The 24271-nt window shown below is 34.6% G+C and carries 26 protein-coding genes; 15 read left to right on the top strand and 11 right to left on the bottom strand.

The genetic code is table 11. The annotated features are described in order from the left end of the window. Nucleotides 1-271 precede the first annotated feature (271 nt). The 9 genes from ABOA58_RS13430 (at nucleotide 272) to ABOA58_RS13390 (ending at nucleotide 8062) form a co-directional block, all read left to right on the top strand. Nucleotides 272-520: a hypothetical protein gene (locus tag ABOA58_RS13430; protein ID WP_350302699.1), complete on the top strand. Its 249-nt coding sequence runs from the start codon at nucleotides 272-274 to the stop codon at nucleotides 518-520. A 71-nt stretch (nucleotides 521-591) separates the two neighbouring features. Further along, complete coding sequence (locus ABOA58_RS13425; RefSeq protein ID WP_252297654.1) at nucleotides 592-825, top strand: hypothetical protein; 234 nt, start codon at nucleotides 592-594, stop codon at nucleotides 823-825. An 86-nt stretch (nucleotides 826-911) separates the two neighbouring features. Beyond that, complete coding sequence (locus tag ABOA58_RS13420) at nucleotides 912-1646, top strand: ABC transporter ATP-binding protein (protein ID WP_350302698.1); 735 nt, start codon at nucleotides 912-914, stop codon at nucleotides 1644-1646. Further along, nucleotides 1643-2473 (top strand): ABC transporter permease, encoded by an 831-nt coding sequence (locus ABOA58_RS13415; RefSeq protein ID WP_350302697.1) that lies wholly within the window; start codon nucleotides 1643-1645, stop codon nucleotides 2471-2473. Before ABOA58_RS13420 ends, ABOA58_RS13415 begins: the two co-directional genes overlap by 4 nt. 17 nt (nucleotides 2474-2490) lie before the next feature. Beyond that, on the top strand, nucleotides 2491-3252 hold the full coding sequence (locus ABOA58_RS13410) for an ABC transporter permease (RefSeq protein ID WP_350302696.1): 762 nt from the start codon (nucleotides 2491-2493) through the stop codon (nucleotides 3250-3252). Nucleotides 3253-3276: 24 nt separating this feature from the next. After that, nucleotides 3277-4056 (top strand): ABC transporter ATP-binding protein, encoded by a 780-nt coding sequence (locus ABOA58_RS13405; protein ID WP_350302695.1) that lies wholly within the window; start codon nucleotides 3277-3279, stop codon nucleotides 4054-4056. Continuing rightward, nucleotides 4028-5869: an FtsX-like permease family protein gene (locus ABOA58_RS13400; RefSeq protein ID WP_350302694.1), complete on the top strand. Its 1842-nt coding sequence runs from the start codon at nucleotides 4028-4030 to the stop codon at nucleotides 5867-5869. The genes ABOA58_RS13405 and ABOA58_RS13400 overlap by 29 nt, the downstream gene beginning before the upstream one ends. An 88-nt stretch (nucleotides 5870-5957) precedes the next feature. After that, nucleotides 5958-6638, top strand: a complete 681-nt coding sequence (locus ABOA58_RS13395) for a response regulator transcription factor (RefSeq protein ID WP_350302693.1) — start codon at nucleotides 5958-5960, stop codon at nucleotides 6636-6638. Next, nucleotides 6638-8062, top strand: a complete 1425-nt coding sequence (locus ABOA58_RS13390) for a HAMP domain-containing sensor histidine kinase (protein WP_350302692.1) — start codon at nucleotides 6638-6640, stop codon at nucleotides 8060-8062. The genes ABOA58_RS13395 and ABOA58_RS13390 overlap by 1 nt, the downstream gene beginning before the upstream one ends. A gap of 39 nt (nucleotides 8063-8101) precedes the next feature. Here the strand turns inward: ABOA58_RS13390 and ABOA58_RS13385 are convergent, their stop codons facing one another. Together ABOA58_RS13385 and ABOA58_RS13380 are read right to left on the bottom strand one after the other, a co-directional pair. Further along, nucleotides 8102-8299, bottom strand: a complete 198-nt coding sequence (locus ABOA58_RS13385; RefSeq protein WP_350302691.1) for a hypothetical protein — start codon at nucleotides 8297-8299, stop codon at nucleotides 8102-8104. Nucleotides 8300-8537: 238 nt separating this feature from the next. Further along, a complete protein-coding gene (locus ABOA58_RS13380; protein ID WP_350299195.1) occupies nucleotides 8538-9761 on the bottom strand; it encodes an IS110 family transposase in 1224 nt (407 codons plus the stop codon). 341 nt (nucleotides 9762-10102) lie between these two features. Here ABOA58_RS13380 and ABOA58_RS13375 point away from each other — a divergent pair, with 341 nt between their 5' ends. The 6 genes from ABOA58_RS13375 (at nucleotide 10103) to ABOA58_RS13350 (ending at nucleotide 13871) form a co-directional block, all read left to right on the top strand. Continuing rightward, nucleotides 10103-10492, top strand: a complete 390-nt coding sequence (locus ABOA58_RS13375; protein ID WP_350302690.1) for a hypothetical protein — start codon at nucleotides 10103-10105, stop codon at nucleotides 10490-10492. 190 nt (nucleotides 10493-10682) lie between these two features. Continuing rightward, nucleotides 10683-11216 (top strand): GNAT family N-acetyltransferase, encoded by a 534-nt coding sequence (locus ABOA58_RS13370; RefSeq protein WP_350302689.1) that lies wholly within the window; start codon nucleotides 10683-10685, stop codon nucleotides 11214-11216. A gap of 156 nt (nucleotides 11217-11372) precedes the next feature. Beyond that, nucleotides 11373-11762 (top strand): VOC family protein, encoded by a 390-nt coding sequence (locus ABOA58_RS13365; RefSeq protein WP_350302688.1) that lies wholly within the window; start codon nucleotides 11373-11375, stop codon nucleotides 11760-11762. A gap of 163 nt (nucleotides 11763-11925) precedes the next feature. Then, entirely contained in the window at nucleotides 11926-12435 is a 510-nt protein-coding gene (locus ABOA58_RS13360) for a MepB family protein (RefSeq protein WP_350302687.1), read from the top strand. A gap of 151 nt (nucleotides 12436-12586) precedes the next feature. After that, nucleotides 12587-13102 carry an AAA family ATPase gene (locus tag ABOA58_RS13355; protein ID WP_323603851.1) on the top strand — a complete coding sequence of 172 codons (516 nt, stop codon included), beginning with the start codon at nucleotides 12587-12589 and terminating at the stop codon, nucleotides 13100-13102. A 166-nt stretch (nucleotides 13103-13268) separates the two neighbouring features. Then, entirely contained in the window at nucleotides 13269-13871 is a 603-nt protein-coding gene (locus ABOA58_RS13350; protein ID WP_350302686.1) for a transglutaminase-like domain-containing protein, read from the top strand. Between the two features lie 737 nt (nucleotides 13872-14608). On the opposite strand, the gene ABOA58_RS13345 is transcribed toward ABOA58_RS13350, so the two are convergent. From ABOA58_RS13345 to lpdA, 9 genes are all read right to left on the bottom strand, one after another. After that, nucleotides 14609-15301, bottom strand: coding sequence for an ABC transporter permease (locus ABOA58_RS13345; protein ID WP_350302685.1), 693 nt, complete (start codon nucleotides 15299-15301; stop codon nucleotides 14609-14611). Beyond that, nucleotides 15285-16208, bottom strand: a complete 924-nt coding sequence (locus ABOA58_RS13340; RefSeq protein WP_350302872.1) for an ABC transporter ATP-binding protein — start codon at nucleotides 16206-16208, stop codon at nucleotides 15285-15287. The genes ABOA58_RS13345 and ABOA58_RS13340 overlap by 17 nt, the downstream gene beginning before the upstream one ends. Nucleotides 16209-16376: 168 nt before the next feature. Further along, nucleotides 16377-17312, bottom strand: coding sequence for a sensor histidine kinase (locus tag ABOA58_RS13335; RefSeq protein WP_350302684.1), 936 nt, complete (start codon nucleotides 17310-17312; stop codon nucleotides 16377-16379). 3 nt (nucleotides 17313-17315) lie between these two features. Continuing rightward, complete coding sequence (locus ABOA58_RS13330; protein ID WP_350302683.1) at nucleotides 17316-18011, bottom strand: response regulator transcription factor; 696 nt, start codon at nucleotides 18009-18011, stop codon at nucleotides 17316-17318. Between the two features lie 140 nt (nucleotides 18012-18151). Beyond that, complete coding sequence (locus tag ABOA58_RS13325; protein ID WP_350302682.1) at nucleotides 18152-18502, bottom strand: hypothetical protein; 351 nt, start codon at nucleotides 18500-18502, stop codon at nucleotides 18152-18154. A gap of 439 nt (nucleotides 18503-18941) precedes the next feature. Next, nucleotides 18942-19919, bottom strand: a complete 978-nt coding sequence (locus ABOA58_RS13320; protein WP_350302681.1) for an NAD(P)H-dependent flavin oxidoreductase — start codon at nucleotides 19917-19919, stop codon at nucleotides 18942-18944. Between the two features lie 72 nt (nucleotides 19920-19991). Further along, nucleotides 19992-21878 carry a sigma-54-dependent Fis family transcriptional regulator gene (locus tag ABOA58_RS13315; RefSeq protein WP_350302680.1) on the bottom strand — a complete coding sequence of 629 codons (1887 nt, stop codon included), beginning with the start codon at nucleotides 21876-21878 and terminating at the stop codon, nucleotides 19992-19994. Nucleotides 21879-22083: 205 nt separating this feature from the next. Beyond that, nucleotides 22084-22860, bottom strand: coding sequence for an acetoin reductase (locus tag ABOA58_RS13310; RefSeq protein WP_350302679.1), 777 nt, complete (start codon nucleotides 22858-22860; stop codon nucleotides 22084-22086). A 19-nt stretch (nucleotides 22861-22879) separates the two neighbouring features. Continuing rightward, nucleotides 22880-24262, bottom strand: a complete 1383-nt coding sequence (lpdA, locus tag ABOA58_RS13305; RefSeq protein ID WP_350302678.1) for a dihydrolipoyl dehydrogenase — start codon at nucleotides 24260-24262, stop codon at nucleotides 22880-22882. Nucleotides 24263-24271 lie beyond the last annotated feature (9 nt).

The raw sequence follows: 24271 nt of genomic DNA, 5'->3' as shown, positions 1-24271 counted from the left end.
GCTTATTAATCAACTATTTCACAAATTAATGTACTCACTTTTGTGTCTAATCAGTAGGAACCAAAAGTGAGTACATTCTTTATATGGAAGGCAAAAGTGTGATCATTTTAAGCAGTGTAGAATGAAGCAATTCTTTATCATTTAACAGCATATTTCTACAAATTACCGAGATTTCGACAAAGGTTTCTGTAAAGTAATGTAGAATATCTGACATAATATACTTTTTAAAACAACGCTTCAGATACTACGTTTAAGGAGGGGGGGGAATATCATGTATTCACCCATTCCAACAAAGAGAAGCAGTAAGTTTGGAAATAACTATTGGGAAGCATATAGCCCAAAAGTTAAAAGAAATGTTCGTTTATTTAGTGATTTGGAATATGATTTTTGGGTACTGATTGAAACAAACCCACAAATAAGTACTTATTGCGAAAGACCACTTGAGATTGAACAATTTTACAATAGAGACGATAGGATTCATAAAAAAACACCATCCTTTCTCGTAAACTTCTTACGATAAGCATAGCGTTTTTTCATTTTTGAAGGTATTGTTTAAACTTAGCTTGATGGGCATGTGGCGGTACCCCAAACATGAATAAATTAATGTGGGAAAAGAAAGTAGTTCAGCATAATGTTAAGCTACTACAACAATATGATCATATTGTTGTACCTCCTGTAAAAACAACAGCTTTTGAAATTGCAACTATGTCATTGAGGCCTAACTACGTGTTACCTAATCCGCAAAATATATTAAATATCATTTCTAAACAATTAGAAGAAAGAAATACACTATTGAATGTTTGTGAAAAAGTTGAAGTTCAATAAAAACTCAAAAAAATGTGAGTTTTTTTATTTTCTTTATTTTTTATTTATATTTGTCTTTTATATTAAACCATAAGGAGGGATTGAATATGAAAAAAGAAATTGTTTTAGAAGCAAATAACATCACAAAAGCAGTGAGTGGAAAGAATATTGTAAGCCAATTCTCAACTAAGGTGTATAAAGGAGATATATGCGGCTTCTTGGGACCCAATGGAGCAGGAAAAACAACTGTTATGCGAATGTTTACAGGACTTATTCGTCCTACTGAAGGCTCAATAAAGGTAGGGGGTAAAGATGTAAATAAAGATAGACAACAGGCTTTAAGAAATGTAGGAGCGATTATAGAATCCCCTATCTTTTTCCCTTACATGTCAGGAAGAAAGATGTTACAAAATCTAGCGAGACTATATCCTGACCTATCGAGAAAAGAACAGTTAGAACAGGTGGAGGCAGCATTATCCATTGTAAGACTAACAGAGGATGCGGATGTAAAAATCAAGAATTATTCATTAGGTATGCGACAAAGGCTGGGAATTGCTCAAGCCCTCTTAGGAGAACCAGATGTCATTTTATTAGATGAGCCAGCAAACGGTCTGGATCCTATGGGAATGAGAGAATTAAGGGAATTAATTCTTGAACTTCGAGAAAAGAAAAACCTAACATTTTTCATCTCTAGTCATTTACTTGACGAAATTCAACAAATGTGTGATCGTCTTGTCATTATTCGTAACGGTAAACTTGTTACACAAGGAAGCAAAGAGGAGTTAATTAAAGATCCAAGTAAGAGACTAGAAGATATATTTGTGGAGATGATGACATCATGAAAGGACTTTTCACTTCAGAGTTAGAACGATTATGGTCCCAAAAGATATCATGGATCATACTATTTTTTATACCCTTGATGTCGATAGGTTCAGTTAAATATTACTTGAGTTGGAATGAACGAGTGTCACCAGGGCAACCAGATTATGTAACTTCCTTAAACTTTCCTATAATCAGCATTTCTGAACATCTCGTTGTTTCTTTTAATATCATAGCTATAATACTAATTTCTACGGTTATAGCTAATGAGATAGAAAATGGGCAGTTAAGAATGATCCTCATTCGTCCTTTTTCTACAACTCAACTTTTTTTAGCAAAATTAGCTACTATTTTAACAACCATGTTCTTGTATTTAACTCTATTTTGGATTTTAAATACTGTTGCTGGTTATATCTTTTTTCCCAAGGTTGATACCTTAATAACATTTTTAGATGAGCAGAAATTATCTTTGACAGCAGCTTTATTATATAACGTTAAATACTTCTCTGCTTGTTTTGTGACAATGATTAGCGTTGTGTCAGTCTTTACATTATTGGGATCAATAAGCAGAAGTACAATGATTACACTTGGGGCAGGGGTTGGCTTTATTTTCTTATCAATCGCCATTCCTCAGCTCTTAGAATTCTCGACGCAAACGATTATCGGGCACAGCACAGTGATTCACCTTATGTACATGTCTATTGTGAAAATTCAGCACACGGGAATAGCATTTTTACTTTCATCAACTAACAATCTAAATTCCTATATCATTTTAGTTCAAACGGTATACATTGCTCTATTTGGTTTAATTGCTTATTGGACATTTGTGAAAAGAGATTATTTTATTTGAATTAGGGAGGGTTTTAATTGAAAGCATTATTTATAAGCGAATGGGAGAGACTTTGGAGTCAAAAAAAAAGTAAGTGGATGATTGGAATCTTTACTGTAATTGTACTTCTTCAAGCATGGTTTTTAAGATACTATGGAGTTGGAATTTATAATAACGATCAGCAAGTACCTCTAAATACTTGGAATTTTCCATGGTTTTTATTAAAAGAATCTTCATTCTTACTTACATTGATTTTTATGCCTGTTTTTTTTCTAAATAGCCTTAATGTAGAATATAATTCAGGGGCATATCGTCTTTTTTTAATTAGACCTTTTAAAAGAAAATCATTTCTAATTTCAAAATGGTTCTCTCTTGCCTTAATGGTACTAGTACATTTATTAATTATTCTAGGGATTGGTATAGCGTTTGGTTTTATCTTCTTAAAACCAGATAATGATTTTACTTTTTATGGTCAACAGAAGAATGCTATAGAAGCTATATTATATACAGTACAAGTGTATGGTCTCTTTTTCATCATTCAAATGTGCTGTTTAGCTCTTGCTAGTTTAATTAGTGTAATTATTTCAAATGCGGTTATTAGCTTTTTCTTATTAATTGGGTTATATGTAGGTTGTTTGTATGTTTCTAGTCAACTTTCATTTTTCTTATTATCAGTTCAAAGTATCTTTCATACTCTGAGTACCACTAGCAATTCTTTATATATTTTTGCACTCATTATTATGTTAGTTGGTTTTGGTGCTTGTGTATGGATCTGGAGTAAAAAAGAATTTACTTCTTAAATAAAGATAGGAGGAAGAATTAAAATGGCTATATTGGAAGCACGAGAAATTACAAAAGTTTATAAAACTAAGTACAGAACGCACCCTGTCTTAAAGAATATAAGTTTAGATATTGAAGAAGGCGATTTTGTAGCAATTATGGGTCCTTCGGGAAGTGGAAAGTCTACCTTATTAAATGTGCTTTCTTCCCTTGATATCCCCTCAGATGGGGATATCAAGGTCGGGGGAACTACTCTTACAGGTATGAAAGAAGAACAATTAGGTATTTACCGACGTGAGCATATTGGTTTCATCTTTCAAAATTACAACTTGTTAGATCATTTGACTATTGAAGAAAATATTTTATTACCTGCTGCTTTAAAAAAAGGAGATAAGAAAGGTGTACAGAATAAACTTCAAACATTTGCTAAAGAATTGGAAGTGACAAAATTTTTAACTAAATATCCTTATGAAGTCTCTGGGGGGCAGCAGCAAAGAGCTGCTATCATTCGTGCTCTTATTAACAATCCTGCTTTATTATTTGCTGATGAACCTACAGGGAATTTAGATTCTAAATCTGCTCAAAATGTTCTACATACTTTAAAAATGTTAAATGATAAGTACAAAACAACTATTTTAATGGTAACTCATGATTCGGTGGCTGCTAGCTTTTGTAACAGGGTCATTTTTTTAAAGGATGGCCAAATTGTCCATGAGATGAAGCGTTCTAAATTAGAAGATACGTCTAAGTTCAATCAAAGAATCTTATCTTTTATCGCTAAGGAAGTGGAGGATAATGATGTCAATGTGGAAATATATAACTAAGAATATAACCCGTAATCTTTCTCATTATACAGTATACATACTTAGTAGCATTCTTTCTGTAGCAATTTTTTATATGTACGCAGCCTTTCTTTTATATCCAAAGATTTCAGGAACAGAACAGTTATTAATTGCATGTGAAATTATTATTTTGCTATTTTCTTGTTTCTTTATTACATATTCATATGAGCATTTCCTTAGAGAAAGAAAAAAAGAAATGGGTATTTGGAAAACATTTGGAGCCTCTAGAAGGCAATTGTTTAACGTGATCGTTTTAGAGAACGCCGTAGTTGGTACGTTTTCTATTTTAGTGGGTATTTTATTGGGAATGCTGTTATCAAAGGTTTTCTTTAATTTTATGAGTGATATTCTATTTTTGAATCAATCGTTCATTTATACTTTTTCTCCCGTGGCTGTTTTTGTTACGGTTATTTTATTTGGAATAGTATTTTTACTTGTTTCGTGTCGAAGTTACTTAAAGATTAAACGAATTGCAGTTCTAGAGTTATTTCAAGAAGAAAGAAAACCTAAACCTTCAGCTCAATTCTCTAGGGTTAAATTCATTTTATCTATCTGTTTTCTTTTAGCCTCTTATATATTTATCTCTTACGCATCTTTACCTATACTATTATTTACTTTTTTACCCTTATTAGCCTTAGTGCTAGTAGGCACATACCTATTCTGTTCAAATGGTTTAGTAGGTGTAATATCTTACTTAAATAATAAAGAAAAACGGCAGTTAAATGGGATAAAGATGTTAACTCTTATAAGTTTAAGAAAAAAATTATATTATAATTCAAAAATTATCTTTATCGTATCTATTCTATTATCTGCAATTATGATATCAATAGGTTCTATTCAGTTATATATAGAAAAGAACAATCAAAGAATGCAAAGCACTCACCCTCAAGGAGCATTATTTGTTGCATCAAAGGGGAAGGAAAACAAAATAGAAGATAGTATAAATGAATTGAAGAGACAAGGAATAAAGGATTTACAAACGAAGAAATGGGAAGGACTAAAAATTTCTTCAAAGAGTGGGAAAAAGGAATTTTTAATAATACAGAATGACCCATCTTTTATAAAAAATGAAGATGCATTAAAAAATAACAATTATATTTTTAATAATAAAAAAAAGAATGATATCACTAATGGAATCGTAAAATTAAAATCTGAAAAAAGGGAGAGAGATCTAAAAGTTAAAGATATGAACGGTAAAAGAGTTCTTAATCCCATAGATGGAATTGAGGGTATTATCTCTGTACCGAAAAATACTTTTAGTGAAATATATAGAACAACGATTTCTGAAAAGAAATTGTCACTTTATAAACTAGATTTTAAAGAGGATGCAAAAAGTTATAACCTTTTTAAGAAATTATCAGATACAGCCTTGTTAAAATCAGATAATCTTCATAATGTTCGACTTCTCGATTATGAAAATACAGTGCAATTATCTTCAATACTGAGACTTACAGGACTGTTTATATGCTTAGTTTTGTTTCTTGCTTTAGCTAGTCTGCTTTGGTTTAAACTGTATGAAGATATGAATGATGATAAAAAAGTATTTCACTCATTACGAAAAGTTGGTCTTACAGATAAAGAAGTTAAAAGGACTTTGTACATTCAAATTTCAGTCATATTCTTTGTTCCTTTATCTTTAGGGGGATTAAATTTATTTATAGCTACTAATGCCTTGCAAAATATATTGGAAGGAATTACAGTTTATTCTATAATAGTAATATTTTTAATATTCGGAGTGTCTCAATTTATTATCTATCTTATTTTTAGTTATTTTTATTCTAAAAAGGTGCTATGAAAAGAAGGTATTTTTGTCTAGGAGAGTACTAACTAATTTATCTCTCCTAGATAATTCAAATATTAGGGGGACGGGGAGGTATATACTTATGCAAGAAAGTATTCTTGTGGTCGATGATGAGCTGGAGATTGTAGATATAATCTCTGATATCTTTGAAGATCGAGGTTATAGAGTTCTTAAAGCTTATAATGGAGAACAAGCATTAGATCAGTTAAAGGCGAAGGTAGATTTAATAATATTAGATGTTATGATGCCTCAGATGGATGGCTTTGATCTCTGTAAAGTCATTAGGGAACAAATTCATTGTCCTATTCTGTTTCTAAGCGCGAAGCACTCAGAGATGGATAAAGTAAAGGGATTAACTTTAGGGGGAGATGATTATATAACAAAGCCTTTCCAAGTGAAAGAACTTATTGCCCGCGTCGAGGCGCACTTAAGACGTGAACAGAGGGATCGAGTTAGCACTCAAAATCAACGCCTTTTAGGCAATTTAACTATTAATTATTCACAACATGACGTTTTATTGGATGATAAGAAGATAGACTTAACAAGTAAAGAGTTTAAGATATTAGAACTCTTAACCGTAAACTTAGGACAGATATTTTCTAAAGAACAGATTTATGAGAAAATTTGGGGTATTGATGCAATGGGTGACTTAAATACTATCATAGTTCATATTAACAATTTAAGAGCTAAACTAACTTCAGGGATGTCAACTTATCACATTAAAACAGTGTGGGGAGTAGGATATAAATTGGAAAAACGCTGATGATTAAAAGGCTATCTTTAAAAAATCAGTTTATCTTAACCTTTGCTTCAGTAATTTTTTTAAGCCTCATAAGTACAATTGGTACCTTAGTTTTAGTATATTATTTTCTCTCCGTTTATAATGAAAAGTCAGTCCAACCTGCTAATTATTACGAGAAAAAAGTTCCTAGTATAGAAAAGTTTGTCGAGTTAAAAGGGGAAAAGATCGTAGAAGTAGCTTTTCAGAAAAATCTAGAAAAAGTTATTCCTATGGAAGGAATTACATATCAGGTTATAAATCTTCAAGGAAATAAAATATATGGTACATTAGATGATCAATTAATAGAAAATAACAAAAGTATATATGAAAAAGTTAATAGATCTGTTCAAAAAGGAAAGGTCATTACAAAATATCTTCCTATCCTCGACAAAAATCAAATGGTAGGCGTTCTAGCTGTACGATATGTGTTAGCATCATCTATTGATTATTATATAAAATACATATTTCTTATAATATTATTGATTCCTTTTTTATTTTTAACACTTTACTCATACATATTTGCGAGACGTTTAGGAAAAGAATTAAATAAGCCGATCAAAGAATTGAGTGCTGCTTCTCAGAAAATTAAAAATCAAGATTTGGATTTTGAGATTAAATATGAGAGTGAAAATGAAATAGGTGTATTAATTGACTCTTTTAACAGTATGAAAGAAGAGTTGAAAACGTCACTTTATCTTCAATGGAAATTAGAGCAAGAGCGTCGAGATATGGTTGCCTCGATTGCCCATGATTTAAGAACACCTCTAACAATTATATTATCCCATGTAGAGGTCTTAATGGATCCATCATTAAATGGACAGAAACGTTTGCCACAATATTTGCAAACAATAAAAAATAATACCCAAAGAGTATTGCATTTGACAGAGGAAATGAAAAGAGTGTCTGAGGTAGATAATCCAGATTTTACGCTTGAGATTGAAAGTTTTATTCCTATAGAAATGTTACCAGAAATGCTAGAGGAATTTAAAAAATGGGCAGATGATGAAGAAATAAAGTTCACTTACAGCTTGAATAGAAAGTCTGGAGAGGGAAATTCCGAATTTGCATTAGATCCAAAACGATTGCATCAAATTCTTACTAATTTAATTTCTAATAGTATTCGTTTTACCCCAATGAATGGAAGTATTGATATTCAGGTTCAAATAGAGAAAGATATGATGTCTTTTTCTATTTCCGATACAGGAAAAGGTTTTGACGCCAAAGATTTGCCTTTCTTATTTAGTAAATTCTATCAAGGAGATCCTTCAAGGAACGACCAACTTCACCATGGATTGGGATTATATATTGTAAAAGAGTTGGTTATAAAACATGGTGGTGAAATTCAGGCTAGAAATAATAAACCTCAGGGAGCATGTATTGAATTCACCATATCTTCCATTAAATAAACAAAAAATGAACTATGATTATCATAGTTCATTTTTTGTTTATTTAACTGCGTTGTACACTGTAACTACACCAGGCAATTCCCCTGGAGCCTCAATCCCTCCCCCATTAAATGTTTTTCCTTCTTCTGCGTATTTTTTCTTAAGAAAATTATTTAGCTCTGATTTATTAGAAACATCTATTGAATCGTTTCCTGCAGAAGGAACTACAGAAAATACAAATGAAGAAAAAAATAGCATTTTTAATTGTCTACTATGAGTGTACTCAAAATTTACATTACACATTTGTGTTATTGTAGCATTGTGTTATTAATTCATTTAATGACTCTAGTGTGGATTTTTGCTTGTTCAACTACCATGAAAATAGACTTCTGGAATTTAGGGGAAAAGGCAATACTTAAGAAGACGCAGCTCATTGTTTTTTTAAAAAGGGGAGAGCGCCTAATTTACTGATTTATTGTAGGTAAGTGGACTGAATTTAAGATGCTTCAGGTTCTTGTAACGTAACTGTGTATCCTAAACTTTCAAGTCTTCTTAGTGAGTGCCGAAAAATTGATTGTTGTCTCTGCTTATCAAAGTAGTCTTCGCCTAAGTCTACATACATTTCTTTTCGAGTTAAGAGATAATAGGAGATACGTAACATGGCATGAGCGACTACTATTCCTGCTCGTTTCTTACCTTTTCGTGATGCTGTACGCCTATACAGTGCTCCGAGATAGTTTTTAGATCCTCTTACAGAATGAGCTGCTTCTGTTAATGCTGATCTCAAATACTTGTTTCCTTTTTTTGTTTTAGCCGATTTTCTTTTTCCCGCACTTTCGTTATGCCCAGGAACTAGTCCTGCCCAAGAACACATATGAGCTGCACTTGGAAACTGTTTCTTAATATCAGTCCCAATTTCAGATAAAATTTGCTCAGCCATTCTTGTAGCTATGCCAGGAATAGAGTCTAATCGTTCCACATCTTCTTGATAGGAGCTTACTCTTTCCTCGACCTCTTGGTCGAGCATCTCGATTTGCTCTGTTAAAAAATCAATATGCTTTAAAATGGTTTTTAACATGAGGCGTTGATGCGAATTGATATAACCTTTAAGGGCGAGTTCTAGTTCATCTTTCTTCTTTTTCATTGTGCGTCGAGCAAAGTTTGCTAGTTTTTCAGGGTCTTCTTCACCTTCGGCAATTGCGTTAAGCATGTCACGAGCCGAAACACCCATAACGTCTGAAACCACTGAGCCTAGCTTAATATTTGCGCCCTCTAACACTTTTTGGATGCGATTATGTTGTCTAGCACGTTCTTCAATGATACTTCTACGGTACCGAACTAGTTCACGTAGTTCCCGTTGATTTCGATCTGGAATGTAACTAGCTTTTAGAAGTCCATGACGAAGAAGTTTGGCAATCCATTCTGCATCTTTAACATCTGTTTTACGCCCTGGCACTGCTTTCATATGTTGAGCATTCACAACTAAAAACTCAATCTCTTCAGCTTCTAATAAATTAACAATAGGTTTCCAATATACACTGGTACTCTCCATGGCAACATGAGTACAGTTATTCTGTTTAATCCAATCCACTAACTGAATTAGAAAAACAGTTTTTGTTGAAAACGTTTGAATCTCCTTTCCTTCTGGTGTCATAATACATGCAGTAATATTGTCCTTATGGACATCCATACCACATGCTCTTTCAATGACTACTTCCATTGAAAACATCCTTTCTACGGCTCTCAATATAATTGGAGGCTGGTGCAAAAACCAGAATAGGATTAATCTACCATGTGTGCTTCCCGTAAGGGAGCGACAGTCAGTGGTGCACCTTGGTCGTTGGAGTCAGACTAACGGATGGGCTCTAACGCACCATAGTTCATCGACCTTCCTCTCCCAGCCGTAGAATCAGTATTGACCGTTCTGAACCATTTTCATTCTCTGTGGTGAAGCGCTGATTTTTGCGCTTCATGGATGGCTAACGGGGCAGGATAGTTCAATAAGACGACTGGGAAATGAAGTATAATTTAAATAGTCAAATTAAGAAATGAGTGATAAAAGTGGATTTTAATGAATTGATGCAAGAGAAAGGATATATTTATTTGGAAAAAATAATAGAACCCAAAGAAAATTCATTACGATTGCTTATTAATAGAAGCACGTTCAACATCGAGTTCCCTATGGTGCAATTAGAATTTGAATCATATATTTCATATTCTGTTATCGATGAATGTTTTTCATATTCTATAGATAACTCTGAAATATCAAAGGGAGAGCTATTTCGGATATATACCAAGTCAAGGTATTTGGATTTTATAAAAATAGCCACGAATGAACGAGAAGATTTATGTCCCTCTGAAAATTACATCCATTATCAGTTTCCCTGCTTAAATCACACGATTGATGTTATTTCTTGTGAAGAACCAAAAGTAACCGTGGTAACAGGTTAAACTAACCTATTTGAATACTTTTCTTGTTGAACTAACGGGTGCGTTAGCTGAAGATCGGAGCTGTCTTTAAGACAGCTTTTTCTTATGGAACTAACGGGGCAGGTTAGCTCCATAAGAAACAAGTAATTTATCTATTAATCATATATGGTAATATACAAAATAAACCAATAAAAAAATCAGGGGGATGAGTATGTTCTTACATAAGATTGATGAGGAGTTATCATTGAAACTGTTAGAATTAAAGGATGCAGAAAGAGTTTTTGAAATAACAAATCAATCCAGAGAATATCTACGAGTATGGCTTCCTTGGCTGGATAATACAACAAAACTTGAAGATACAAAAGGGTTCATTAATATTTGTTTAAAAGGTTTTGCTGAAAACAAGAGTGTCAATACACTTATAATGTATAAGGGACAAATTGTTGGTATAGCAGGCTATAACCAAATAAATTGGTCAAATAAAACTGCATATATTGGTTATTGGCTCGGAGAAGAATATCAAGGAAATGGAATTATGACAAGAGTAGCTAAGGCATTGACTGATTATGCATTTAAAGAATTGAAACTAGATAAAGTTGAAATTAGGGTTGCTGTGGAGAATAAGAAAAGTAGAGGAATTCCTGAAAGATTAGGTTTTGTTAATGAAGGTTGTATCAGACAAGCAGAATGGTTGTATGACCATTATGTTGACCATATTGTTTACGGTATGTTAGTTAAGGATTGAAATAAGTAATAATATCTTAATGAACTAACGGGTGCGTTAGCTGAAGATCGGAGCTGTCTTTAAGGCAACTTTTTATTATGGAACTAACGGGGCAGGATAGTTGAATAAGAAACAAGAATTATTTATGTAATAATTCTTAAAAGGAGAGATGTACAAGTGAATTTAAGACTTGAATTATTTGTTGAAAGTATAGAAAAATCAGTGGAATTTTATAGAGATATACTAGAATTTAATGCACCAAATGAGATTATACATACTTACGTTCCAGTTAAAAAAGGAAGTGTTACATTAGGGTTGGGAGAAATGAAAAATTTACCTGAAAGCCATCCTCTTAAAGTTTCTAATAGTAGTCAACGAACAGGATTAGGGGTTGAAATAGTATTAGAAGTTGAAGATATAAACGATATTTATAACAAAGTAGTTGAAAAAGGGTACTCTATACAGACTAAGTTAACAAAAAGATCGTGGGGATTAGAGGATTTTAGATTAATTGACCCAGATGGATATTATATACGAATTACATCAATGGCAACTATTGAATCCTAACTACCATCTTTTCTTAATGAACTAACAGGTGCGTTAGCTGAAGATCGGAGCTGTCTTTAAGGCAGCTTTTCTTATGGAACTAAGGGGGCAGGATAGTTGAAGAGTACTGTTTGATCTTTATTCAACAATTGGGCCATTTTGTTTGAAATTTAGGAGTGAAGAAATGAATAATTTTTTTACAGCATTAACTTATGTAAATAAAATGATTTATGAGTCGAATCACTTAACTGTAAAGTCAGTTCAAGAAGAGAAGCAAAATTCTAAGTATGGTGCTGGTACATTTCAATTATCTTCTAAAACAGTTCGATTCAGAGTTGCGAATATAACCCCTACCAAAGTAGGGCAGTTTGTTGCATTTTGGGAAAAAGACGAAAATAATAAAAATCAACCCTACTTATATGAGGAAGCCCCTGATTTATTAGTTATAACTACCTTTAAAAATGAAAATGAGTTTGGTCAATTTATTTTCCCAAAAGAAATTCTTTTAAAACAGAACATTCTTAGGTCTACTTCAACAAAGGGCAAAATGGCAATAAGAGTTTATCCTAGCTGGGATAGTCCGAGTAGTAATCAAGCGATGAAAACTCAAAAATGGCAGTTACCCTATTTTGTTGACATGTGTAATCCGAATAAATTACCCTTAGAAAAAATATTAGAACTCTATTCTTTTTAATCCTCTGCAATCGGGCGCGATTCTTGAAGAATTTTCGCTTTTCTTAATGAACTAACGGGGCAGGATAGTGGAAGTTGGAAGAGGACATTCCAATAAATAAATAGAATAAATTTGATATAGAGAACTCTAATAACGGTGGTGGTGGTCAAAATTGAAAAAAAATATTCCAAATAAAATACATATTATTGGTTCAGTTGGTAGTGGAAAAACAACCTTAGCAAGAGAGTTATCCTCTAAGTTAAATATCCCACTTTATGAATTGGATAATGTTATTTGGAAAAGGTATGAATCTGGAGATATTAGAAGAACTGAAGAAGAAAGAGAAGAACATTTTAATACTATTATTCATTCTGAAACATGGATCGTAGAGGGGGTTCATAATGAAGAATGGGTGTCTAATAGTTTTCGTAATGCGGAATTAATTATTTTCTTAGATACAAATTATTCAGTGAGAATCTATCGAATAATAAAAAGATTTATCTTACAAAAAATTGGATTAGAAAGGTCAAACTATAAACCCACATTAAATATATTTTTTAAAATGTTTAAGTGGAATAGATACTTTGAAGAAGTAGGGAAACCAAATTTCTATAATAAATTTGGGATATACGATAATAAGATATTAGTTGTGACAAATAAGAAAGAAATTAAAAATTACTTCAACTAACATGTGCTTTAGCTGAAGATTTGAGCTGTCTTAAGGCAGCTTTTTCTTTATGCAACTAACGGGGCAGTTTAGTTCAACAGTACACCTATAAATTCATCTTCTCTTACTGTATAATAATACTAGTATATACATATTTATACAAACGGAGGGAGTGGGGTTAATAAATATGATTTGTGAGTCTGAAAAATTGGATGATTATTTACTTGAATTAAATGAAGTTAATTATTCTAATCCTATAATTGGAGCAAAAGTGGATGAACTTTTCAAACCTTCTCAAACAGAAATTGAAAAAGCAAAAGTAGCTTTTGAATTTGTTCGTGATGAAATATCTCATTCTTGGGATATTCAAGGGAAACGTGTTACTTGTAATGCATCAGATGTATTAGCCTATAAAGAGGGAATTTGCTATGCAAAATCAAATCTATTAGCTTCTTTATTACGATCACAAGGAATACCAACCGGTTTCTGCTATCAAAGGTTGATGTTGTTTGATACACCAGAAAAAGGGTATTGTATTCACGCTTTAAACGCTGTTTTTTTAAAATCACTTAATAAATGGATAAGATTAGATGCTCGTGGAAATAAAAAGGGAATTGATGCCCAATTTTCAATTGATGAAGAAAAATTAGCTTTTCCTATTCATGAAGAATTTGATGAAAAGGACTATTCAGTTATTTATGTAAAGCCACATCCCAAAACGATAGCTGTGTTAGAAGAACATACTGATACATTAGAAATGTATAAACATCATTTACCAGAGAGTTTATAGTTATTTCACTAACGGGTGCGTTAGTTGATTAAGGATCACAAAAATAATCAATCTTTTTTATAAAATAATCAAGAAGATTAAAAATATATTGTTTATAATGTACTCGATTTTGTATCTCAAAACAGTTTAGAGATTGAAATTGGTGCGGTTTTGAGTGGATTAATAACTCTATGTACTCAAATTCATGTCCCCAATGTACTTATCTTTGTGTCTCCGTACAAAAGGGGAATATGAAACTGTGAACATTTCGTATAATTTTTATTCTAGTTTACATAATATATATTATAGGAAGTCGTATTTTTAATGTTAATTTCGTCTCATATCTTAAGAATACTTAACTTAGTGAGACGAAATGCAAATTTTAATATTTAATCATGGCTATTATTTATCTATAATCTTTTTATCTAATTACAGTTACATTTTACAGTTACATTTATTTAGTAAAAATGTTTGATCAATTAGTTAAAGTTAAACATTGGCACAAAGATTTTATTGGATTTAAGATTTATTCAATACTTACTTTGTGTGATTAAAAAATAATATTGGATAATACATATTAATGATTAATGATTATTAATATGTATTATCCTTTAAAATGTTGCTTTAAAATCCACTTTCAACAAAAAAACCAGTCATTCCTTTATTCTCATTCTTAATCACTTAACTAATATATGTTCCAGCAATCTATGATTCCGAATAATACCGGGCTCTAATCAATTTGTAACGAATTGGCAAAACTAAATGTCCCCCACTCTGTCCACCATTTTAATCGAGAGATAAACACTAACTACTCCTAATAAACATAGCACTATGTTCACAATATTAGTATTAAGATTGACATTCAGTAGAAAAGAGAAATTTTGAAATTGCATTAGAAATATTGCACAAAGAACTGTCGGTATCGTTTCTCTTTTCCAAATACCAAAGAAAAAGAGTGGTATTAAACTAATAAGCGTAACCATTAAAGAATGAACAATCATCTTACTAAAATATGTGGTAATATCTTCAGCAGTCGGTTGCCCGTTAATGATATGAAATGCCTGATCAAGTAAATAAGTTGTCATGCCAGACAACAAAAAGGATACTAACGTACAAAGGAAAACAAAAAGTGATATAAAAAGAACCTTTGCCATAACCAATTTTTTTCGACTTATCGGATATCCGAATGAAAGAGATATTGTTTTATTTTTATATTCATCGATTACAACCTGATTAATAAGAGAAGCTCCGAAAAGGACAAAACCCAGCTGCATTGACATCATAAGCTGGATGATGGTTGAATAACTTTGACCGAATTCCGCACTGACCATTTTAATAAAAAACATGGGCAAAAACATCAATATACCCCAATATATGATCAGCTCACTAAGGATCATTTTTTGCTTTAACTTTCTCCACTCCAACTCCATTAATTTAACCAACTTTTCCACCTCCATGAATTTGTTGATAAAAATAATCTTCTAAAGTACTTGTATGCTTTTGTATTTCCTCGATATCTACATCATGCATAATTAGTTTTTTGGATATTTCACTTTGCGGCAAAGTGAGATCATATATTCGAATCCTATTGTCCTGCACAATTTTCATATTGGAAATTTGGAGTTCATACTCAAGTAAATAGATTGATTTCTCCACATCTTTTGTGACTATTTCAATATAGTCTGTTCGTTGCTTACTAATATCTGCTAAAGTCACTTCGTTCACGAGCTTTCCATCCTTAATGACACCAATTCTGTCAGCTACTTGTTCAATTTCCCCTAAGATGTGACTGGATAGAAGGAAAGTAATTCCATATTCCTTATTTAACATTCGAATTAGATCTCTTATATCTTTTATACCAATTGGATCAAGTCCGTTTGTAGGTTCATCTAATATAATCAGTTCAGGCTTCGTAATAATTGCTCTTACAATTCCCAGTCGCTGCTTCATCCCAAGAGAAAAATCGCTCACAATTTTATCTTCAATCCCAGTTAGATGAACCATCTCCAACGCTTGTGTAATTGCCTTTTTATCATAAAAGCCTAAGTATTCGCAATGAAGCTGAAGATTTTCCATCGCAGTTAAATGTTCAAAAAAGATAGGGTACTCAATGATACTTCCGACCCGTTTCAAACCAGACTTCTCGGTTTTCGTTAGCTTCTGGCCAAACAATTCAATCTCTCCTGTGGTTGGACTTATTATTCCTGTCAGCATTTTCATGATTGTCGTTTTCCCTGCACCATTTTGACCAAGGAAACCATAAATTTCACCCTTTTTTATATGAAGATTCACATAAGATACGAGCAATTTCCCTTTTACCTTTTTTGTTAAGCTATTTGTTTTAACAACATAATCCATCATCTTTGCCTCCCTTATTGCTATCTACTTCTATCTTAGTCAAAGAAAGTATCTTTTTTCTTTCTCAATCCTTACATGTTCCTTAAGTTTAGAAAAATGACGTTAGAGCTCATATCAATCCCGAAGCTAAAAAAGAGCTGTTCCGTTAGAACATCTCTTAAAGAAGTTTTAATATGTAATTTGTTTAAAAATACAAGTAAAGCTCGTTTTTTCATAAGGTTTACTGTATAAATGGATGGTACCCTTCATCTCTTCCGTTAAGCGTTTTGATATACTTAGACCCAACCCGCTCCCTTGAAATTTGGGATTTCTGGCATCATCTAATGTATATAACCGATCAAACACCCGATCTTGATGGATTTCTGCAATACCTTTACCTCTATCCCAAATCTCTACAGAAACAGCTCCATCACCCTCTCGAAGTGTTAATCCGAAGACCCCTCCGTCACTGCCATATCGAATTGAATTTGAAATAAGGTTATTAAATATACGATTTAAGGCGTCCTCATTACCTAAGATGTAAAGATGCTGATCTGGAATATCAACTTCTACCTGAAGTCCTTTTGCGAGCAGTAAATCATAAAACTCCAATACATTTTTTCTGCAAACCTCATTGAGTGAAAGTTTACTTAAAGGAATCACATAATCATCTGATTCTATTTTTACCAGATCAAAAAACTGATTAAGTAAACCAGTTAAGTTCAAAACTTTTTCATGCAGCCTTACCATTAATACCTTCTTTCCCTCTTCAGTTATCGTTTCATTCAGTTTCAATTTTTCTACATAACCTAAAATAACCGTAAGTGGTGTTTTTAAATCATGAGACATATTGGATATTAATTTTCTTAAGCTATCTTTTGTTTTTACATAATCCGCAATAACCTTTTGATTGAAATCCAATAGCCTGTTTATTTGAATGAGTAATTGCTGAATGGCTTGCTGATCGGTCGGCAACAATATTTTTTCAGATGTTTCATAGTTGATGATATCGCTTAATTTTCCACTTATTTCATAAAGGTTTTGCTTAAGTTTTCTTCGGGACAAATACTGGAAGACATTTATGATTACTAAAAAAATAATCATTGCACAAAGAATGATTACCATGAGCTACACACCTAATTTATAACCAATCCCCCATATCGTTCTAATATATTGTGGGTTGGATGGGTCCTTTTCAATTTTTTCACGAAGTCTCCTTATATGTACGTTAATGACATTTTCATTCCCGTAATAATCATCTTCCCAAATAAAGTGGTATATTTGTTCCTTTGTAAATACTCTGCTTTGATTGGTCATAAACAACTTTAATATGTGAAACTCCTTTGATGTCAGTTGGACAGTTCTCCCTCTAACATTTACAGTAAATGAATTTAAGTTAAGGGTGAGCTCTTCATAATGAAGAATATTTTGGGTGGAGTTGCTTTCGGATGGAAGATATTGCGTTGCCCTGCGAATGGCAGCATGAACTCTAGCTGTTAATTCAATCATCGAAAATGGCTTGCTTATATAATCATCGGCGCCAAATCCAAGCCCAAGCGCTTTGTCGAAATCACTTCCTTTTGCAGAAATAATTAATATAGGAACCATGCTCGTTTCTCTTATTTTTTTCAATAAATCCATACCAGTCAATTTAGGAATCATTAAATCAAGGAGTAGTAAGTCAGGTTCTTTATCATGAAAGAGAGCCAGAGCCTCTTCCCCGTCAAATGCGGCATGTACTGTATAATTCTCCTGCAATAGGGCGCTTGCTATTAATTGACTAATTTCTACATCATCCTCAATAAGCAGAATACTCTTCTGCATACTTCCACATCCTTCTGAGTGTTGAATTGTATATGTACCTTATTTCAATATACTCACTATAAATTTTTAAAAGCACACAAAATAGTTATTGGTTCGATTATTCAATTAATATACTTTAATTCACTTATTATTTATCATACTTAGTCATTCACTCTAAGAATCTCTAATTGCTTTGTTGAAGTAATTAAATCTATTTTATTATTTCCCTTCGTGTAAAAAACGGAAGCTCCTTCACTTTTCCCCTTTTTCCATCCATTCGCTTTAAGGGCTAAGTCATATCCATATGGTATGCCATTTTCTTCAGAAGCCCTTGACCATTCATATCTATTCCCTTGTTCATTTATCTGAACCAACTCAGCATTTCTAGGTACAGGGAATTCGTATAAATCTTCTGTAGTTGTGTATGAAGAAGAAATGAAGTAATAAATGATTGCCCCGCCTATTATTAATAATGCAGCTATGGTAAGTGCCCCACTAATCCTTTTCTTCATTTGCTTATCCTTTCCTAAAGACCTATTTAAAAAAGCGTTATCTAATAATTCTGTAGTAATCTGAATTAATCCTGCTTAACTGACTTGATTTATCAATTTTGTTATTCTGATATATAAATTAAATGGCGAAATGAGAAAAATCACGGGTTAACACTCCTAGAAAGTTATATAAATATAATTATATTGATTGACAATTCAAAAGTTTTTATCATGAAAGTTCCGCTTAACTTATAGCATGAATAACATTTAATAAATGTTTAAAGCTTAATGATGTTCAAGCTTTGACCGCTTTCATAAGTGCAACAACATGCTGAGAATCAGTAGGTAGCAGCTAAGAGTTTTAAGGTAAACCTTTCTTGACCACCTATGGAACCTTATGTCTAATAGATAAAAAAAGGAACACGAAATCACAATTGATCTCATGTTCCTGTTAGGTTATTTATGTTCGAACGGATTCGATACGGCTTTGGATGAATTCGAACGAGGTTTTTGCTTCTTGGACGATTTGTTTTATTAGTTCATTGACGGTCAATATTTCTTTTATCAGTCCTACGGATTGACCGCATGACCAGATGCCTCCGTCTAAATTTCCTTCAAAGTATACTTTCTTGCTTCTTTGTCCCGTAATTAGCGGAATCAATTCCTCTAAAGTGGCACCTTCATTTTCAAGTTTGTCCACTTCTTTACTGACGGCATTTAATGCTACACGCGACGGACTGCCTATATTCCGTTGGATGACAACGGTATCCGTTTCATTGGCAGATACCATCCACTGCTTCACGTTATCATGAATCGGCGCTTCTTGCGTTGCCATAAAGCGAGTCCCCATGACGATACCTTCAGCACCGAGTGACAAGGCACTGATAAGTCCTCTGCCATCCGAAAATCCCCCGCCTGCTATTACTGGTATAGTAACAGAGTCAACCGCTCTAGGGAGCATGACAAGCGTTCCTACATCACCCATGCCGGGATGGCCGCCTGTTTCATTCCCTACAATAATAATGGCATCGACCCCTAATTTCTCTGCCGATATTGCGTTTTTGACGTTCGCTACCTTATGTATCACGGTAAAGCCGTGCTCTTTAAGTCTGGGCATTAAACTTTCTGGGCTTCGGCCACTCGTTTCAACAATTTTTACATCTTCGTCAATTAAAATATCGATGAACTCATCATTCGGGGTTGCCGTTTGACTTGGGAACAGGTTCAGGTTGACAGCAAAGGGTTTCTTGGTCAAAGTTTTCACTTTGCGAATTTCATCACGGAGACCTTCTGGTGTCACCTGTGTTTTCGAAGTGATGATGCCAAGTCCCCCCGCTTCTGAAACAGCGGCTGCGAGCGGGGCTCGGCCAACTTGAAACATCCCGCCGCATATAATCGGATATTCAATCCCCAATAATTCAGTAATTCTCGTTTTCATTTGCCATACCCCTTTCATTTTTCAAGAATTTCTATAAGTCTGCTTTTCTTAAACATAATTACACACGCATGTCTATATACCATACTTATGGAGCCGCTTGTAAAATGTACTTCTTGGTATATCCATCAGCTTTGCTGCAGCAGTGACATTTCCTCTTGATTTTTGTAATGCCTCTATCATTAGATCCCGTTGAATTTTTTCACGGATCGTCAGTTCATTTCCCTTGATGCCCATTTTTCCCGGTTCCTCCCATGCAGGGAAATCATCATGCCGTGTGAAGGGGTGAGAATGCATGGAATTCAACACTTTAACATAATCCAGAGGTCCTTCTGCAAGTGAGATGGTCAATCGCTGAAGGACATTCTGCAGCTCTCTAATATTGCCTGGCCAATTGTACTCCTTTAAACGATTCAATAATTCTTCTGTTAATGGAATATTCCAATTATTCTTCGAACACAAGTAGTTGACTAGATAAGGAATGTCTTCAATCCTTTCCCTTAATGGAGTTACATGAATCGGGTAAACGTTCAACCGATAGTATAAATCCTTACGAAAGGACCCTTCATTGACAAGCTCTTCAAGATTACGGTGTGTTGCAGTGATAATGCGAATATCCAATGAAATGCTTTTTGTCCCTCCGATCGGAACGATTTTTCTTTCCTGAAGAACTCGCAGTAAGGCAACCTGCATCGCTGATGGGATTTCACCGATTTCATCGAGAAAAATGGTACCTCCATTTGCCTGCTCGAACTTCCCTTTGTGCCCTTGCCGTTTAGCCCCAGTAAAAGCGCCATCAACATACCCGAATAATTCACTTTCCATTAAATCTTTAGGTATGGCTCCACAATTTATCGTGACGAACGGTCCTTTTTTGCGCATGCCATTTTCATGAATAGCCTTGGCAATAAGCTCTTTCCCGACCCCTGTTTCACCGGATATATACACATTTGCTTCTGTTGGTGCAACGAGCTTCACTTTATGTAATGTGTTACTAAAGGACTCGCTAATCCCTCTTTCTCCTTTGAAGGCAAACCTTTCTGAAGGCATTGAAGCAGGAAAAAGCCTATTGGTTTCATGACCATAATTCTCTGATAAGAATAAACACTTACCGGAAATCCTATTATCCTCTTTGGATAGAAGCGGATTTTCCTTTATTATTCGATAACCATGATTTAACAGATCGGCCAATGCCATACCAATGGATTGAGGAATTTTTTTGCGAACCTGTTTACTGGCGGAGATTATCATTTCTTTATGATTACAGACGATAAAAGGCAGATCTGGATAGGTCTCTGCAAGTTCTATCGAGTGCTGGGTCAGTGCCAGCTCCTTTTTATAGGAACGCACCCCCATTTCCTGTTCGATCGTATACGCCAGATTGGCTACCATACCCAGCATGGATGGATGGAAATATTCTACTGGACATGATATATCCAAAACTCCCAATATCTTACCGTCTTCATTTAAAATGGGCATCGCAGAGCAACTCCATTTGTGTGAGGCAATTGAATAGTGCTCGGTACCTTGGATCATTACGGCTTCACCCGTTTTCAACGCTGTTCCAATTGCGTTCGTTCCGACCTCACCCTCCGTCCAGCATACACCTTCCACAAAATTTATTTTGCCTGCCTCATCGAGGATTTTCTCGTTTCCGGAAAGTGAAAGGACATATCCATCCGGATCGACCAATAAGGCCATCATTCCCGATTCTTTTATCGATTGATTCATCCTGGATAATTGGGGTGATGCCACTTCTAATAGAAAGGAGTTTCTTTCTCTTTGAATGTCCAATAATTCATTCGTCAAAATGTGGTTGCCTTTATTAAGGTATGGATTGACTTGATCTTTTTTGCAGCGATGCCAGGATTCCATTATTCGCTTGTTCAGACGATTTGAATCGAGAACACCTTCACTGACAAAGCGTTCCCATGTACGTAGATAACAACTAGTGGATAGCATATAATCCTCCTCTAATCATTTGGTTTATACCTTCATTTGACCAGTCAATCTAGAGGAAAAATACCAAGGAGTATTAATTAGGATGTTAATCGAGGTCTTTTTAATTATAGTAGATTATGTATTCGCTTACAATATATAGATTAAGTTTGCAAAAAAAAGCATCATGTGATCATTCACATGATGCTTCTCCATTGAAAAATATAGTTTATGAGAAAATAACTCCTCCATCAATCATGATGGATTGCCCTGTCATATAATCCGAATCCGGTGAAGCGAGGTAAGAGACGAATTTCGCCACATCTTCTGGGGTTTCGGAGCGTCCTAAGGTTATGGAATCTGTAAACTTTTTAAATGTTTCCCCTTTAGCAAGATTCATATATTGACCCATTTTTTCATCGATTAAATCCCACATTTGCGTCCCGACAATTCCTGGACAATATGCATTCACCGTAATGCCAAACTGGGCCAATTCCTGTGCTGCCGCTTGTGTAATTCCTCTTACGGCAAATTTCGTGGCCGAGTATGTACCTAGTAAGCTAAAACCTTTATAACTGGCGATGCTGGCAGCACTTATGATTTTCCCGCCTTCTTGCTTTTTCATTTGTTCAGCCGCGGCTTGCAGACAAAAGAGGACACCATTTACATTTATATTGAAAATCTGTTCCAGATCCTCTTGAGTTACTTCCAACAGAGGCTTTATTTGTGCAATTCCTGCATTTGAAACCATAACATCCAGTTGTCCAAAACGTTCCACAACTTGCTTCACCATCTCGAATACTTCCCGTCTATTGCTTACATCCGCTTTAACGGCAAAGCTTTCACGTCCAAGTTCCCTAATCTCAATCACGACCGATTCAGCCGTATCCAGATTGACGTCATTAATGACCACATTCAATCCATCTTGAGCTAATCTTAATGCAATGGCACGTCCGATACCACGACCTGCACCAGTGACTACCGCCGTCCGTTGACCGCTAGCCATACAAATTCCCCCTTCAGCTTTAGCAATGCACAGCTTGACCTACAACATTTAAAAGAGCTTCATGTATGGATTCCGACAAGGTTGGATGTGCCGCTACTAAATCTTCCATCATATCTGCCGTTATTTCTGCATGCAGCATGACCGTTCCTTGACCAATCAATTCTGTTGCGTGCTGACCAACAATGGAAAAACCTAGAATTTCATTATATTGTGGGTTCACTAGGACTTTGACCTTTCCTACCGGTTTATTGGAAAGGACAGCTTTCCCGTTTGCCGAAAAAGCGAATTCACCAACTTTAATCTCTCCATATTTTCTACGCGCTTCTTTTTCGGTCAAGCCTACACTGGCAATCTCCGGGGAGGTATAAATGCAGCGAGGTATTGCCCGGTAATTCACTTGTGCAAATTGACCGCAGGCATTCAGAGCTGCCACTCGCCCTTCATGAAAAGCAACATGGGCAAGTTGTATGCCTCCTATCACATCACCGCAGGCATAAATCGATGGATTGCTTGTTTGCATTCGATCATCCACCGAAATGCCAAGTCGGGAAAAATCAATATCGTTTCCCTCTAAGCCTATTCCGTTCACTCTTGGTTTTCTTCCTATTGATACGAGTACGTAATCAGCAATCATTTCTTCCAATTTGCCTTCGCTATTCTCTAAATATACCGTCTTACTGGTTGTATTGATGTTTTTGACTGATGTGGAGGTATGGACTGTAACGCCTTGGTTTTTCAATTCGTCATGGAGAATGCTTGTGATATCATCATCTTCCCCTGGAAGCAGCTTTTCCCCCATTTCGATAACGGTGACCTTGGTGCCCAGCCTGCTATAAATACTGGCAAATTCACATCCGATGACGCCGCCTCCGACAATTAGCAGCGAATCGGGAATGGCAGGAAGTGACATGGCATGGCCACTGTGGATGATCCATTCACCATCAAACGGCGCATAAGGTAGTGGAATCGGTTCTGACCCCGTTGAAATGATAATCTTACTTGCTTCAATTACTTCATTTTTATTTCCGTTCTCGATCCGCAGTAGATTGCTTGAAAGGATGGAAGCCCTTCCCTGAATGACCTTTATTTTATTCTTACTCATTAAATATCTAATGCCGTTCACTAGCTTAGATATGACATCTCTCTTTCGTTCCTGTACGGTATCCCAATCGACTTCTATCGAATTGGGGGGAAGGCGAATTCCCATTTGCCCGGCATTTTTCACCAAGTCATACGTATCGGCACTTTTCAATAATGACTTCGTTGGCATGCAGCCTTCATTTAAACAGGTGCCCCCCATTGGCCCATCGACTACCAATATGACCTCCTTATCCTGCTGGGCAGCAGTGATTGCCGCTACATACCCTGCAGGACCTCCGCCTATAATAGCTATACGATTCAAGACCTTTCC

Source organism: Peribacillus frigoritolerans (assembly GCF_040250305.1).
Lineage (GTDB): Bacteria > Bacillota > Bacilli > Bacillales > DSM-1321 > Peribacillus.
Note: the sequence above shows the minus strand (reverse complement) of the source record. Positions and strands in the feature narration are given on the sequence as shown.

Excerpts from the sequence above, each read along its gene's own strand:
- ABOA58_RS13430 (WP_350302699.1), top strand. The coding sequence starts at position 272 with ATGTATTCACCCATTCCAACAAAGAGAAGCAGTAAGTTTGGAAATAAC.
- ABOA58_RS13425 (WP_252297654.1), top strand. The coding sequence starts at position 592 with ATGAATAAATTAATGTGGGAAAAGAAAGTAGTTCAGCATAATGTTAAG.
- ABOA58_RS13420 (WP_350302698.1), top strand. The coding sequence starts at position 912 with ATGAAAAAAGAAATTGTTTTAGAAGCAAATAACATCACAAAAGCAGTG.
- ABOA58_RS13415 (WP_350302697.1), top strand. The coding sequence starts at position 1,643 with ATGAAAGGACTTTTCACTTCAGAGTTAGAACGATTATGGTCCCAAAAG.
- ABOA58_RS13405 (WP_350302695.1), top strand. The coding sequence starts at position 3,277 with ATGGCTATATTGGAAGCACGAGAAATTACAAAAGTTTATAAAACTAAG.
- ABOA58_RS13400 (WP_350302694.1), top strand. The coding sequence starts at position 4,028 with ATGATGTCAATGTGGAAATATATAACTAAGAATATAACCCGTAATCTT.
- ABOA58_RS13395 (WP_350302693.1), top strand. The coding sequence starts at position 5,958 with ATGCAAGAAAGTATTCTTGTGGTCGATGATGAGCTGGAGATTGTAGAT.
- ABOA58_RS13390 (WP_350302692.1), top strand. The coding sequence starts at position 6,638 with ATGATTAAAAGGCTATCTTTAAAAAATCAGTTTATCTTAACCTTTGCT.
- ABOA58_RS13385 (WP_350302691.1), bottom strand. The coding sequence starts at position 8,299 with ATGCTATTTTTTTCTTCATTTGTATTTTCTGTAGTTCCTTCTGCAGGA.
- ABOA58_RS13380 (WP_350299195.1), bottom strand. The coding sequence starts at position 9,761 with ATGGAAGTAGTCATTGAAAGAGCATGTGGTATGGATGTCCATAAGGAC.
- ABOA58_RS13370 (WP_350302689.1), top strand. The coding sequence starts at position 10,683 with ATGTTCTTACATAAGATTGATGAGGAGTTATCATTGAAACTGTTAGAA.
- ABOA58_RS13360 (WP_350302687.1), top strand. The coding sequence starts at position 11,926 with ATGAATAATTTTTTTACAGCATTAACTTATGTAAATAAAATGATTTAT.
- ABOA58_RS13350 (WP_350302686.1), top strand. The coding sequence starts at position 13,269 with ATGATTTGTGAGTCTGAAAAATTGGATGATTATTTACTTGAATTAAAT.
- ABOA58_RS13340 (WP_350302872.1), bottom strand. The coding sequence starts at position 16,208 with ATGGATTATGTTGTTAAAACAAATAGCTTAACAAAAAAGGTAAAAGGG.
- ABOA58_RS13335 (WP_350302684.1), bottom strand. The coding sequence starts at position 17,312 with ATGGTAATCATTCTTTGTGCAATGATTATTTTTTTAGTAATCATAAAT.
- ABOA58_RS13330 (WP_350302683.1), bottom strand. The coding sequence starts at position 18,011 with ATGCAGAAGAGTATTCTGCTTATTGAGGATGATGTAGAAATTAGTCAA.
- ABOA58_RS13325 (WP_350302682.1), bottom strand. The coding sequence starts at position 18,502 with ATGAAGAAAAGGATTAGTGGGGCACTTACCATAGCTGCATTATTAATA.
- ABOA58_RS13320 (WP_350302681.1), bottom strand. The coding sequence starts at position 19,919 with ATGAAAACGAGAATTACTGAATTATTGGGGATTGAATATCCGATTATA.
- ABOA58_RS13315 (WP_350302680.1), bottom strand. The coding sequence starts at position 21,878 with ATGCTATCCACTAGTTGTTATCTACGTACATGGGAACGCTTTGTCAGT.
- ABOA58_RS13310 (WP_350302679.1), bottom strand. The coding sequence starts at position 22,860 with ATGGCTAGCGGTCAACGGACGGCGGTAGTCACTGGTGCAGGTCGTGGT.